Annotated in this window: 11 protein-coding genes; 6 read left to right on the top strand and 5 right to left on the bottom strand. The window is 64.3% G+C overall.

The window, feature by feature from the left end:
- Positions 1–18: 18 nt before the first annotated feature.
- Together SA496_RS19225 and SA496_RS19220 are read right to left on the bottom strand one after the other, a co-directional pair.
- Entirely contained in the window at positions 19–777 is a 759-nt protein-coding gene (locus tag SA496_RS19225) for a Mut7-C RNAse domain-containing protein (protein ID WP_120655006.1), read from the bottom strand.
- Between the two features lie 54 nt (positions 778–831).
- On the bottom strand, positions 832–1,485 hold the full coding sequence (locus SA496_RS19220) for a peroxiredoxin (protein ID WP_120655007.1): 654 nt from the start codon (positions 1,483–1,485) through the stop codon (positions 832–834).
- A 317-nt stretch (positions 1,486–1,802) separates the two neighbouring features.
- On the opposite strand from SA496_RS19220, the gene SA496_RS19215 reads away from it, so the two are divergent.
- Positions 1,803–2,090, top strand: a complete 288-nt coding sequence (locus SA496_RS19215) for a GYD domain-containing protein (RefSeq protein ID WP_120655008.1) — start codon at positions 1,803–1,805, stop codon at positions 2,088–2,090.
- A gap of 51 nt (positions 2,091–2,141) precedes the next feature.
- Here the strand turns inward: SA496_RS19215 and SA496_RS19210 are convergent, their stop codons facing one another.
- The gene (locus SA496_RS19210; RefSeq protein ID WP_330114317.1) at positions 2,142–2,861 is read right to left on the bottom strand and encodes an EthD domain-containing protein; all 720 of its coding nucleotides are present in this window, start codon (positions 2,859–2,861) and stop codon (positions 2,142–2,144) included.
- A gap of 271 nt (positions 2,862–3,132) precedes the next feature.
- Here SA496_RS19210 and fusA point away from each other — a divergent pair, with 271 nt between their 5' ends.
- Positions 3,133–5,235 carry an elongation factor G gene (gene fusA, locus SA496_RS19205; RefSeq protein ID WP_330114316.1) on the top strand — a complete coding sequence of 701 codons (2,103 nt, stop codon included), beginning with the start codon at positions 3,133–3,135 and terminating at the stop codon, positions 5,233–5,235.
- Between the two features lie 182 nt (positions 5,236–5,417).
- Here fusA and SA496_RS19200 read toward each other — a convergent pair whose 3' ends face one another.
- Complete coding sequence (locus SA496_RS19200) at positions 5,418–6,545, bottom strand: LLM class flavin-dependent oxidoreductase (protein WP_120655011.1); 1,128 nt, start codon at positions 6,543–6,545, stop codon at positions 5,418–5,420.
- 217 nt (positions 6,546–6,762) lie between these two features.
- Complete coding sequence (locus SA496_RS19195; protein WP_120655012.1) at positions 6,763–7,947, bottom strand: flavin-dependent monooxygenase; 1,185 nt, start codon at positions 7,945–7,947, stop codon at positions 6,763–6,765.
- Positions 7,948–8,214: 267 nt separating this feature from the next.
- On the opposite strand from SA496_RS19195, the gene SA496_RS19190 reads away from it, so the two are divergent.
- The 4 genes from SA496_RS19190 to SA496_RS19175 are packed head-to-tail and all read left to right on the top strand — an operon-like array spanning position 8,215 to position 12,234.
- On the top strand, positions 8,215–8,721 hold the full coding sequence (locus SA496_RS19190; RefSeq protein WP_120655013.1) for a flavin reductase family protein: 507 nt from the start codon (positions 8,215–8,217) through the stop codon (positions 8,719–8,721).
- Between the two features lie 9 nt (positions 8,722–8,730).
- The gene (locus tag SA496_RS19185; protein ID WP_120655014.1) at positions 8,731–10,407 is read left to right on the top strand and encodes an FAD-binding protein; all 1,677 of its coding nucleotides are present in this window, start codon (positions 8,731–8,733) and stop codon (positions 10,405–10,407) included.
- Complete coding sequence (locus SA496_RS19180; RefSeq protein WP_153920951.1) at positions 10,404–11,162, top strand: glucose 1-dehydrogenase; 759 nt, start codon at positions 10,404–10,406, stop codon at positions 11,160–11,162. Before SA496_RS19185 ends, SA496_RS19180 begins: the two co-directional genes overlap by 4 nt.
- Positions 11,163–11,175: 13 nt before the next feature.
- A complete protein-coding gene (locus SA496_RS19175) occupies positions 11,176–12,234 on the top strand; it encodes a ferredoxin--NADP reductase (protein WP_120655016.1) in 1,059 nt (352 codons plus the stop codon).
- Positions 12,235–12,438: the final 204 nt, after the last annotated feature.

The raw sequence follows: 12,438 nt of genomic DNA, 5'->3' as shown, positions 1-12,438 counted from the left end.
TTTGTGGGTATGCGTCGATCAGTCTTCGCTGGACTTATCCACCGTCAGCAAGGGCGCGAGCAGGGTGCACATGCTGCGCCAATGGGAACCTTCCCAGTACAGACGGTCGCAGGCATTGCAACTTAGAAAGCGCGAATAGAGGGCGCCAACCCTTGGCGGCAGGCGAGGGCGGGCCATTTCCGGGGCGATTTCCTGGAGCGGATGGTTGCAGTGCAGGCAGAGGCTGAAGGGATTGGCGCTGCGGGCCAGGTCCAGCCGCTCGAACAGCTCGCGCAATTGCAACGAGGGTTTCAGCGCATGTACGTAGCAGCCGTGGGTGATGATGCGGCGCTTGAGCAGCTCGCGGTCGCGGGTGAGCACGATGCGCCCTTCATGGGCGGATATCTCGGCGATCTGGCCGTCCTCGAAGCCGTTGTCGTAGAGGGTATCGAAGCCGCACATGCGAAGCAGGCTGGCGAGCCCGCCCAGATGGGCATCGGCGACGAAGCGCAGCACCCGCAATGGGCGCGAGCGGACCTTGAGCAGGGGGCTGATGTCCAGCGCCTCGAACTTGGGATAGACCGCCACCCGGTCGCCATCGAGTATCACTCGTTCGAATCCGACCGACTCGCCATTGAGCAGGACCAGTTCCACCTCGGTGTGCGGCACGCCCAGCGCCTCGATCATGTGCTTGACCGTGGCCGCCCGCGCGCAGGCACAGGTGAAGGCCTGCCGGCGCCGCTCGGCGGGCAGGAAGTCATTGAGCTCTTCGTAGAATCGAAACGTTGCCCTGACCATGCAGGAGAGTATGGCAGCCCGTGGCGCGTCCTCCGTGGGAGGGCGCGCGACCGGTCATTTCGGCTGGGCGACTACGCGCAGGTACGGCTTCAGTGTCTTGTAGCCGTCCGGGTACTTCTTCTTCGCGTCTTCGTCGGAGACCGAGGTGGGGATGATCACGTCTTCACCGGGGCGCCAGTTCACCGGCGTCGCCACCGTGTGCTTGGCGTTGAGTTGCAGCGAATCCAGCAGGCGCAGCACTTCGTCGAAGTTCCGGCCGGCGCTCATCGGGTAGATCAGCATCGCCTTGACCTTCTTGTCCGGGCCGATGATGAACACCGAACGCACCGTGGCGTTGTCCACCGCTGTGCGCGGGCCAGCGCTGGCATTTGGGTGGATCATGTCGTAGAGCTTGGCCACCACCAGGTTCTCGTCGCCGATCATTGGGTAGTTGACCGCGTGGCCCTGGGTTTCCTCGATATCACCGACCCACTTGCGGTGGTCGCTGACCGGGTCCACGGACAGGCCGATCACCTTGGTATTGCGCTTGTCGAATTCGGGCTTGAGCTTGGCCATGTAGCCCAGCTCGGTGGTGCAGACCGGCGTGAAGTCCTTCGGGTGGGAGAACAGGATGGCCCACTGGTCACCGATCCACTGGTGGAAATTGATAGTGCCTTCTGTGCTGTCCACGGTGAAGTCGGGCGCTTCGTCACCAATGCGGATTGCCATGTAGGTCCTCCTTTCTGTCTGGCTGGAAGGGGCCGCCAACGCTTGGCGGCTATCGCGGCAGGCCCACGGGCTTGCCGGGTGTGAAAGTATAGGTCGGCCTCCCGAGCCTGCCCGGCGGGCAGTGGATCAGTGGTCATGCACCCCGGCCCGGGGGTGCTATTCCTACCTTGTGGAGGTCGTCGGAAACTCGCTGTCGACAGGGCCCGTGGCGCATTGCGCCGAATGGGCATGCATGGCGGGAAGAGTGGCGGCCTTCTTCCGGTGCACTGATCTCCGCAATCCTGACCGTCGCCCTGCAATCCAACAGGAGCGAAAGCATGGCTACGTTCATCACGCTGGCGAGCTTCACCGATCAAGGTATTCGCAGCGTCAAGGATTCCCCGGATCGGTTCGTCGCCTTCAAAGGGCTGGCCGAGCAGCTTGGCCTTTCGGTCAAGACCGTCTACTGGACGGTAGGCAGCTATGACCTGGTGCTGATAGTCGAGGGGGACGAGGAAGCGGCGACCACCCTGCTGCTCAAGACGGGTCAGTTGGGCAATGTCAGGACACAGACATTACGCGGTTACTCCGAGCAAGAGTTCCGGCGCCTGCTCAGCGGCCTGTAGCACGTCCTGCCCACGAATGGGGAGCAGCACCGGTGGCCGCTCCCCTTGGGCTCAAAGCGCGGAAGCTGCCTTGAGCAGGTACTGGCTGGTGGGCAGCACGTCGAGCTTGTCGAAGTCGATGAAGCGGTTGCAGCTGTCCATCATCGCCGCCAGGTTTTTCTGGAATTTTCCTTCATCGCCCGCTGCATCGAAGAACGCCATGGGGTCGGTCATGGCGGCCGGCGGGAAGGCTTCCTCGACTATTGCGTCCACTGGCGCGGCCCCGTGGGTCAGGGCGCGCACCACCAGGTTCTGCACGTAGAGGAAGTTGTCCTGGGTGTCGATGGCCACGCGCGTGTGGTGATTACGCCAGATATCCAGCCAGGCATCGCGCGTAAGGCGCGGCGGACAGCAGAGGAAAGCGACTTGCGAAAAGCCGTGGGTGCGCTGGCCAGGGTGGGCCGGGAAGCGGGTGTTGCGAATCGCCACTGACTCGCACACCAGGTAGGCCGCGAGTCGGCTGGAGACCGCGTTGAGGACGTCATCGAACGGGCGGCGGACCTCGTTGTTGGCACTGTCGGCCCAGAGCGACAACGTGGCGTCCGGCAACGGCCGGTTGTTCTCCTGCCGCAGGCCGGCTGCAGGGGTGACGTCGGCATCGGCCAGATTCACCTGCAGGCCCCGGGCCCCCAGCGTGAACAGCTGCTCGGCGACCACGCCGCGCAATTTCTGGGAGAAGCTTTCGACGCTGTCCTGCGGGGTACGCCACAAGGTGTAGATGATCTTTTCCACGGCAAGGTCCTTCGCGTTTTTATGAATGTGTCCAGACCATGCGGCCTGGGCACGGGGCCCTGCATCGTCCGCCCGGACTAGCGGATGAGTGGCCGGTGGCATGGTCGAGGCGGTGCTAGCGTTAGTGGAGGGGACGTGCGGCCTTGGGGGCTGTGCCATTCCCTTGCAAGGCCATTCGCCCACAACCCTTGTACTCGAACCCGGTGCCGGTGGCACCGCCGGAGTGCGTGCGGCCCTGCCATAACCCATAACCCGCACGGAGGTGATAGCCATGGCCCGTACAACCCCTATCAGCCATTACCGCAACATCGGCATAGTGGCCCACGTGGATGCCGGCAAGACCACCACCACCGAACGGGTTCTCTATTACACCGGGGTCAACCACAAGATGGGCGAGGTGCACGATGGCGCCGCGACCATGGACTGGATGGTCCAGGAGCAGGAGCGCGGCATCACCATCACCTCGGCGGCCACCACGGCGTTCTGGAGCGGCTCGCGCAAACAGCTCGACAAGTTCCGCATCAACATCATCGACACCCCCGGCCACGTCGACTTCACCATCGAAGTGGAGCGCTCACTGCGCGTGCTGGATGGTGCGGTGGTGGTGTTCAGCGGCGCCGATGGCGTGGAGCCGCAATCCGAAACGGTCTGGCGCCAGGCCGACAAATACCACGTGCCGCGCATTGCCTACGTGAACAAGATGGACCGCGCCGGCGCCGACTTCCTGCGCGTGGTGGAGCAGATCAAGAAGCGCCTCGGCCACACCCCTGTGCCGATCCAGCTGCCCATCGGCCAGGAAGAGAACTTCAACGGGCAGATCGACCTGATCCGTATGAAGGCCATCTACTGGAACGACGCCGACCAGGGTGCCAGCTTCCGCGAGGAGGAGATTCCCGCCGAGTTGCGGGAGACGGCCGAACACTGGCGCAACGTGATGCTGGAAGCGGCGGCCGAGGCCAATGAGGAACTGATGACCAAGTACCTCGACGGGGGCGAACTTTCCGAAGAGGAAATCAAGACCGGCCTGCGCATCCGCACCCTGTCATGCGACGTGGTCCCGGCGGTGTGCGGTTCGTCCTTCAAGAACAAGGGGGTGCCCCTGGTGCTGGATGCCGTGGTCGAGTTGTTGCCGGCGCCCACCGAGATCCCCTCGATCCGCGGCACCCATCCGGACGACCCGGAGAAGGAAGACGAACGTCATGCCGATGACACCGAGCCCTTCTCGTCCCTCGCCTTCAAGATCGCCACCGACCCCTTCGTCGGCACCCTGACCTTCGTTCGCGTCTATTCCGGCGTGCTGAGCTCGGGGGATGCCGTGCTCAATTCGGTGAAGGGCAAGAAGGAGCGCGTTGGCCGCATGGTACAGATGCACGCCAACCACCGCGCCGAGATCAAGGAAGTCCGCGCCGGTGACATCGCCGCGTTGATCGGCATGAAGGACGTCACCACCGGCGACACCCTCTGCGACTTGAACAAACCGATCATCCTCGAGCGCATGGACTTCCCCGAGCCGGTGATTTCCATCGCCGTGGAACCCAAGACCAAGGCTGACCAGGAAAAGATGGGCATCGCCCTCGGCAGGCTGGCCCAGGAAGACCCGTCGTTCCGGGTCAAGACAGACGAAGAAACCGGACAGACCATCATCTCCGGCATGGGCGAGTTGCACCTGGACATCATCGTCGACCGCATGAAGCGCGAGTTCAACGTCGAGGCCAATACCGGCAAGCCCCAGGTGGCGTACCGCGAGACGATCCGCAAGACCTGCGAGATCGAAGGCAAGTTCGTTCGCCAGTCCGGCGGTCGCGGCCAGTACGGCCACTGCTGGATTCGCTTCGCGCCAGCGGACGAAGGGCAGGAGGGGCTGGACTTCATCAACGAGGTGGTAGGTGGCGTCGTTCCCCGCGAGTTCGTCCCGGCCATCCAGAAAGGCATCGAGGAGCAGATGAAGAACGGCGTGCTCGCCGGCTATCCGCTGATCGGCCTGAAGGCCGCTGTGTTCGACGGTTCCTACCACGACGTGGACTCCAGCGAGATGGCGTTCAAGATCGCTGCCTCCATGGCCACCAAGCAGCTCTCTCAGAAAGGCGGCGCAGTGTTGCTGGAACCTGTGATGAAGCTGGAAGTGGTGACGCCGGAGGATTACATGGGTGACATCATGGGCGACCTCAACCGCCGCCGCGGCCTGATCCATGGCATGGACGACGGCGTCTCCGGCAAGATCATCCGCGCCGAAGTGCCCTTGGGCGAGATGTTCGGTTACGCCACCGATGTGCGTTCCATGTCCCAGGGCCGGGCCAGTTTCTCCATGGAGTTCGCCCGCTATGCCGAGGTGCCGGCGAGCATTGCCGAGGCGATCGTGAAGAAATCGGGTTGATGGGGCGGCTGTACCTTGTAGGAGCGAATTCATTCGCGAATGGCCGCGACGCGGCCCCTGAGTCCACTGGGCGAGCCTTCGGCCCGCTTTCGCGAATGAATTCGCTCCCACAGGGTTCATTGCCAGACAAAAGAAAAACGGGCCGGAAGGCCCGTTTTTCATTCCTCACTCCGCTGCTCAGGTCAGTCCTTCTGTTTGCGGAAGTAGGGAATCACGTGTTCGCCGATGTTCTTCAGCGTCTCGATCTGCGCCCACTGCGGCACGGTGCCCATCTGGCAGATGAAGAGGATTTCGTCGGCGCCGGCGTCGATCAGGCGCTGCACGTAGCCGATGCAGTCCTTCACGGTGCCGTAGGCATGGTTGGGGTTCATCATCGCCATGGTCGGGTCGGAGAAGTCCACGGTGACTTCCTCGGAGGCGAAGCGCGACTTGATCACCGCCTGGCCGTTGCCGTCGACGAAGGTGTCTTCCTTCCATTTCTCCGGGTCCGGGCGCTCGCCGCCGGCGTACCAGTAGGCCAGGGATTCCATGAAGTAACGCTGGCCACGGATGCCGATGTGGCGAGCCTTCTCGTTGTCGTCCAGGACGATGGCCGGGCACAGGGCGGCGATGTGGCGGTTGGGGCGGAAACCCACCTGGTTCTTCTCGTCGCGGTTGTCCCAGGCTTCGTGGTACACGGCCACTTTCTTGGCGATCTCCTCGGGGCCGCCGAAGCCCAGCACCAGGGCGCCCATGCCACGGCCGCCGGCGTTCTTCAGCGACTCGGTGTTGGTGCAGGCCAGGTACATCGGCGGGTGCGGGTCCTGGTAGGGCTTGGGATGGATCGGGCGTTTCGGGATCTTCACGAAGTCGCCGTTATGTTCGATCTCGTCCTGCACGAACATCTTCGGGATCAGGTACATGGCCTCGTCGATCTGCGGCTGCAGGGTCGCCAGATCGTAGCCAAAGGTGCCGGCCTCCTGCTGGGTACCGCCCTTGCCCACGCCGAAGTGCACACGGCCCTTGGACAGCAGGTCGAGGGTGGCGATGCGCTCGGCCACCTTTACCGGGTGGTTCATGGCCGGCGGCAGGCAGACCACGCCATGGCCGATACCAATGCGCTCGGTCTTGCCGGCGACGAAGGCGAGCATGGTTTCCGGCGCCGACATGTGGGAGTAGTTGGTCAGCGCGGTGTGTTCCACGCACCAGAAAGTGTCGAAACCGAGTTTGTCGGCGAGCACTGCCTGCTCGACGGTTTCGTCGAAGATGCGACGGTCGCCTTCGCGGGTGGAATCGATCGTCTGTGCCTCGTAGATCAGGGAGAATTTCATGCGCTTGGCCCTTCTTGTTCTTCGTTCGGTCAACCCGCAGATGCCGGGTCTTGAGCGCATGGTGTGGGATCGAAAAACGGCCTGAATCCCCCAAAGGGACTAGTCATCTTGGTGCCCCGCAAAGCACGACGCCCGCGCGGGGCGGGCGTCGTGGCGAGGCGGGTTCGCCAGCAAGCTGGCGCCTACGTAGGAGCCGGCTTGCTGGCGGATCGCGATTTCAGAGGAAGAAGTCGGTGCTATCGAGCCCCATCCCCACGCCGCCCAGGTTGAGGGCGTACTTGCCCGGGCAGTTGGCCACGTGGGCGCGCCCGGTATGGATATCGCGGAAGGCGCGGTTGATGCCGTGCTGGCGGAAGATGGTGGACGCGCCGCTGTTGTACATCAGGGCTTCCACCGCCTGGGCGCATTTGTCCGGGACTATCGCCGAGTCGTAGCGCATCTTCACCCGCTCGGCCATGGTCAGCGCCTCGCCCGCCCTGGCGCGCTGCATCATCAGGTCGAAGTTGCGCAACAGCACTGTGCGGCACTCATCCACCGTGACCATGGCATTGGCCAGCGCGGTCTGCGCGCCTGGGTCCTGGATGATCTTGCGCCCGTCGTTCACCCCGACGCGGCCCTTGTTGGCCTCGATGAACAGGTCGATGGCCCCTTGCAGCGCGCCGATGGTGGAAGAGGACACCGCACGCACGAAGATCTGCCCGAAGGGCAGGCGGAACAGCGGGTCGGTGTTCACCGCGTTGCCTGGGCTGTTTTGCAGGAAGCCATCGATGGAACGGTGGGTGCGGTGCTCGGGTACGAACACGTCCTCCACCAGTACGTCATGCGAGCCGGTGGCTTCCAGGCCCATCACGTCCCAGTTGTCGACGATGTTGTAGTCCTGGCGCGGGACCAGGAAGGTGCGGTAGTCCGGTCCGTCGCCTTCCTTTTCCGGCGGCACCATGGCGCCGAGGAAAGCCCACTGGCAGTGCTTGCTGCCCGAAGAGAAGCCCCAGCGGCCGCTAAGGCGGAAGCCGCCGTCGATGCGGGTGACCTTGCCCACCGGCATGTACGAGGAGGAGATCAGTACGCTCGAATCCTGGCCCCAGACATCCTGCGCGGCACGGTCGTCGAACAGCGCCAGCTGCCAGTTGTGGATGGCCACCACCCCCAGAACCCAGGCGGACGACATGCAGCCTTCGGCGAGGGTCATCTGCACCTCGAAGAAATCACGCGGCTCCAGTTCGTAGCCCTCCCAGCGTGCGGGCTGGAGGATGCGGAAGAAGCCCGCTTCCTGGAAGTCACGGATGGTCTCCTCGGGGAGCTGGCCGCTCTTCGCGGCCAGTGGCGCGCGTTCGCGCAGCACCGGCACCAGCTCTCGGGCACGTTGTTTCAGGCGTTGGCGGATCAGGTCGTGGTCGAGCATGTTGTTGTTCTCCTGTTGAAGGCTTTTCCACCTATCGCCGGGCATTCAAACAACGGGCAAGTGGGCGGGCATCCCTCAAACGGACCATATGCACGAGCTCGGAGCTGCCTGATTGCACGGACTGCTCTTCTGTAGGGGCGAATCAATTTGCCCCTACAGGGAGTTCGCCTGGCGGGCCCTCGCTTTGCCTAGTCCCCTCGGACGATGTTGCCCGCCCGGCCCTGGCGAAGAATCGGCTCCACTTGAGAACAACAAGAGGGCAGTGCGATGAGCCAGGCCGATCTGAAAGGCGAGATGCTCCAGGCGATGCGTCGTCTGGCCAAGTCCGTGACCATCATCACCACCAGCAACGGGCAGGAGCGGTTCGCCATGTCCGCCACGGCGGTGGATTCGCTTTCAACCGAGCCGCCGTCGCTGCTCATCTGCGTGAACAAGACCGCCTCCCTGCACAACGTGCTGGATGCCGGTGCGGACTTCTGCGTGAACATCCTCGGCCTGGAGCAGGAGGAGCTGTCCCACCTGTGCAGCGGCCCGGTGAAGGGCGAGGCGCGCTTCCAGCAGGGCGACTGGCGCAGCAGTGTAGGCGGCATTCCCTACCTGGGCGATGCCCAGTCCGCCATCCTCTGCCGGCAGGACGGCAAGTTCAGCTACGGCACCCACACCATCTTCATCGGTCGCATCGTGGAGATTCACAACAGCGCTGAAATCAGTCCGCTGGTCTATCTCAACGGCGCCTACACCACCACGGCATCGTCCCTGGCTGTAGCGAACTGAGGACTGCCCATGACCGCCATGGAGCAGAGTCCTGAAGCGCCGCTGCGGGTGCGTGACGCCACGCAGCTGGCCTGGAATGACAGCGCCGACCTGCTGGTGGTCGGCTTCGGTGGCGCCGGCGTCTGTGCCGCCATCGAGGCGGCCAGCCAGGGCGTTGCAGTCCTGGCCCTGGAGCGCTTCGCCGGCGGTGGCGCCACAGCGCGTAGTGGTGGCGTGGTCTACGCCGGAGGCGGTACACCGCAGCAGGCCGAGGCGGGCGTGGAGGACTCTCCCGAAGCCATGTACGACTACCTGCGCCAGGAAGTGGGCGACGCTGTGTCCGCCGATACGCTGCGGGGGTTTTGTAACGACAGCCGCGTCAACCTGGCCTGGCTGGAGCGCCATGGCGCTGCCTTCCAGGGTAGCGTGCCACCGCTGAAAACCTCCTACCCCAGCGACCAGTATTTCCTCTACTACTCCGGCAACGAGGCGGTGCCGAGCTACGCCGCCAAGGCGCGTCCGGCACCTCGAGGTCACCGCGCCCTGGGCTCGGGGATGTCCGGTATCAATCTGTTCCGTCCGCTGGCGGCCAGCGCGCAGCGCCTGGGTGTGCGCGTGCAACGCCAATGCGAGGTCCGGCGGTTGGTGGTGGACGACTCCGGTGCCGTGCTCGGCGTCGAAGCCTGGGGCCTGCCGCTGGACAGTGGCGCCGCGAAAAAGCATGCACGCCTCAGTCGCTGGACCGATGCCATTCATCCTTATGCTCCAGCGCTTGCCGATCGCCTGCGACGCAAATTGCGTGCGCTGGAGCTGGCTCATGCCGAGCGCCGACTGATCCGCGCCCGGCAAGGTGTGCTACTCAGTGCCGGTGGTTTTGTATTCAACCGCGCGATGCTCACGGTACACGCGCCGCGCTACCTCGACGGCCTGCCGCTGGGGACCAGTGGTTGCGATGGCAGCGGCATCCGTCTCGGCCAGAGTGCCGGCGGGCGCACCGCGCGCATGGAGCGGGCCAGCGCCTGGCGCTTCATCAACCCGCCGCTGGCCTGGGCCCGTGGCCTGATCGTCAATGCCGAAGGCCGCCGCTACTGCAACGAAGAGGTCTACGGTGCCAGGCTCGGGCATGCCATGGTGGAGGAGCAGGGCGGTCGCGCCATCCTCATTCTCAACCGGGCGCTGATCAAAGAAGCCTACGCCCAGGTCGGACCGGGCAAGGTCTGGGCCTTCCAGCGCTTGCCGGCGGTGCTCAACATGCTGTGCAACGCCCGTCGTGGCCGTAGCCTCGCCGAACTGGCGGAGCGCAGCGGGCTGCCGCCGGCGAACCTCGAACGCACCGTCGCCGCGTACAACGCCGCAGCGAGGGGGGATCGCGAAGACGAACTGGGTAAGTCGAGGGCGTTCCTGGCCCCGCTGGACGAAGGACCCTGGTACGCCCTGGACCTCTCTTTCGACAGCAAGCTCTTCCCCTGTCCGGTGATCACCCTCGGCGGCCTCACCGTGTGCGAACGCAGTGGCCAGGTGCTGGGGAATGACGGCTATCCCGTCCCCGGCCTGTTCAGCGCCGGCCGCAATGCGGTGGGTGTCGCATCCAATTTCTATGTGTCCGGCCTGTCCCTGGCCGACTGCGTCCACTCCGGACGACGGGTCGGTGCGCATGTGGCGGGCCTGGTTCGTGCCGCTCTGGCTTCCCAAGGAGAACAACAATGAAACGAGTCGAAGGCAAGGTCTGCATCGTCACTGGCGCCGCCAGCGGGGTAGGGCGCGAAGACGCGCTGCTGCTGGCCAGCGAAGGAGCGAAGGTGGTGCTCACCGACCTCAATGAAGAAGCCGGCCGCCAGGTGGCCGCCGAGATCGGCGCCAATGCGCTGTTCGTTCGCCAGGACATCGCCAGCGAAGCCGACTGGCAGAACGTCATCAAGCTGACCCTGGAGCAGTTCGGCCGCCTCGACGTACTGGTGAACAACGCCGCGATCCTCGCCATGGCCAGTGTCGAGGACACCAGCCTGGAGCTCTGGCAGAAGGTCCAGCGCATCAACAGCGACGGCTACTTCCTCGGCTGCAAGTACGCCATTTCGGCAATGAAGGACAGTGGCGGCGGTTCCATCGTCAACATGTCCTCGGTCGCGGCCCTGGGCGGCATGCCGGCCTTCTGCGCCTACTCCGCTTCCAAGGGTGCAGTGGCAGCGCTGACCCGCTCCGTAGCGCTGCACTGCAAGGAGCAGGGCTACCGCATCCGCTGCAACAGCGTGCACCCGGACGGCATCAACACCCCCATGACACAGGCCCTGACCGGTGGCCAGGCGATTCCCCAGGACGTGCTGGACCAGAATCCGAAGAACCGGATGTGCGCACCGCGTGATATCGCCAACCTGGTGCTCTTCCTCGCGTCCGATGAATCGCGCTTCATCAATGGCAGCGAGATGCGCATCGACAACGCGCAGACCGTCAGCGGCCTGCTTTGATCCGGAGATAGCGATGGGCAGCGTGCAGCCACTTGTGATCGAGCCGCAGCAGTCCGGCGCCTTCCAGCTGGAAGTGGCCGAGGTGATCAGCGAGACCCACGACAGCCGTTCGCTGGTGCTGCGGATTCCCGCCGGCCTGGAAACGCGCTTCCACTACAAGGCGGGACAGTATCTGGGCTTTCGCGTGGTGCTCGGTGGCAAACGGCTGACGCGCTGCTATTCCATGTCCAGCTCGCCGGATTGCGACACCTTGCCCAAGGTCACGATCAAGCGAGTCGACGGTGGCCGGGTGTCCAACTGGTTCAACGACCAGGTGCGCCCCGGCGACCTGCTGGAGGTGCTGCCGCCCGCGGGGCATTTCCATCTGCGTCCCGGTACGCATGACCTGGTGCTGTTTGGCGGAGGATCGGGGATCACGCCGGTGTTCTCCATCCTCAAGTCGGCGCTGAAGACCAGCGGTCGCCGCATCAAGCTGGTGTACGCCAATCGCGACGAGGCATCGGTGATATTCCGCGATGAGCTCAAGGCGCTGGCCAAGGCCCATGTGGAGCAGCTGGAAGTGGTTCACGTGCTGGACTCGGTGCAGGGATTCCTGAGCCAGGGCGAGGTACGCCAGCTGGTGCGTGGTCATTCCGGTGCGGAGTTCTACATCTGTGGCCCCGGCCCCTTCATGGATACCGTGGAGAACGCGCTTCTGGGGCTGGGCGAGGCGCGCGAGCGCATCCATGTGGAGCGTTTCGTCTCGCCGCCCGATCCAGATGCGCAGGTAGCAGTGCCGGCTGCAGTTGGCGTCGAAGCGGAGCAGCTGCTGGTGGAGCTCGACGGCCAGCTCAGCGAAGTGCCCGTGCAATCTGGCGAGACCCTGCTGCAGAGCATGCGCAATGCAGGTCTCGATGCGCCTTACTCCTGCGAGGAAGGCTTCTGTGGCGCCTGCATGTGCAAGGTCGAAGAGGGCGATGTTGTGCTCTCGCGCAACGATATTCTCAGTCCTGCGGAACTCGCCGAAGGCTGGACCCTGGCGTGCCAGGGCCGTCCGGGCAGCGCGCGGCTGAAACTGAAGTTTCCGGGGTGACAGCCGGGGGCTACCGCCCTAAGTGGTGGTATTGAGCGTGTATGTCTGTGCCTTTACACCCGGCTTCGGCCGGGTTTTTTATTTGTACGGCACGGGCTGAGTGTAGGAGCGAGCTTGCTCGCGAAAGACCGGATCCAGGAGGTTCCCGAGCAAGCTCGCTCCTGCAGGTGCGGTGCCCCCTCAAGGGAACGAGGCGTAGTCCCA

The sequence above is a fragment of the Pseudomonas sp. JS3066 genome, assembly GCF_036328175.1.
Taxonomy (GTDB): domain Bacteria; phylum Pseudomonadota; class Gammaproteobacteria; order Pseudomonadales; family Pseudomonadaceae; genus Metapseudomonas.
Note: the sequence above shows the minus strand (reverse complement) of the source record. Positions and strands in the feature narration are given on the sequence as shown.

Excerpts from the sequence above, each read along its gene's own strand:
- SA496_RS19225 (WP_120655006.1), bottom strand. The coding sequence starts at position 777 with ATGGTCAGGGCAACGTTTCGATTCTACGAAGAGCTCAATGACTTCCTG.
- SA496_RS19220 (WP_120655007.1), bottom strand. The coding sequence starts at position 1,485 with ATGGCAATCCGCATTGGTGACGAAGCGCCCGACTTCACCGTGGACAGC.
- SA496_RS19215 (WP_120655008.1), top strand. The coding sequence starts at position 1,803 with ATGGCTACGTTCATCACGCTGGCGAGCTTCACCGATCAAGGTATTCGC.
- fusA (WP_330114316.1), top strand. The coding sequence starts at position 3,133 with ATGGCCCGTACAACCCCTATCAGCCATTACCGCAACATCGGCATAGTG.
- SA496_RS19200 (WP_120655011.1), bottom strand. The coding sequence starts at position 6,545 with ATGAAATTCTCCCTGATCTACGAGGCACAGACGATCGATTCCACCCGC.
- SA496_RS19195 (WP_120655012.1), bottom strand. The coding sequence starts at position 7,947 with ATGCTCGACCACGACCTGATCCGCCAACGCCTGAAACAACGTGCCCGA.
- SA496_RS19190 (WP_120655013.1), top strand. The coding sequence starts at position 8,215 with ATGAGCCAGGCCGATCTGAAAGGCGAGATGCTCCAGGCGATGCGTCGT.
- SA496_RS19185 (WP_120655014.1), top strand. The coding sequence starts at position 8,731 with ATGACCGCCATGGAGCAGAGTCCTGAAGCGCCGCTGCGGGTGCGTGAC.
- SA496_RS19180 (WP_153920951.1), top strand. The coding sequence starts at position 10,404 with ATGAAACGAGTCGAAGGCAAGGTCTGCATCGTCACTGGCGCCGCCAGC.
- SA496_RS19175 (WP_120655016.1), top strand. The coding sequence starts at position 11,176 with ATGGGCAGCGTGCAGCCACTTGTGATCGAGCCGCAGCAGTCCGGCGCC.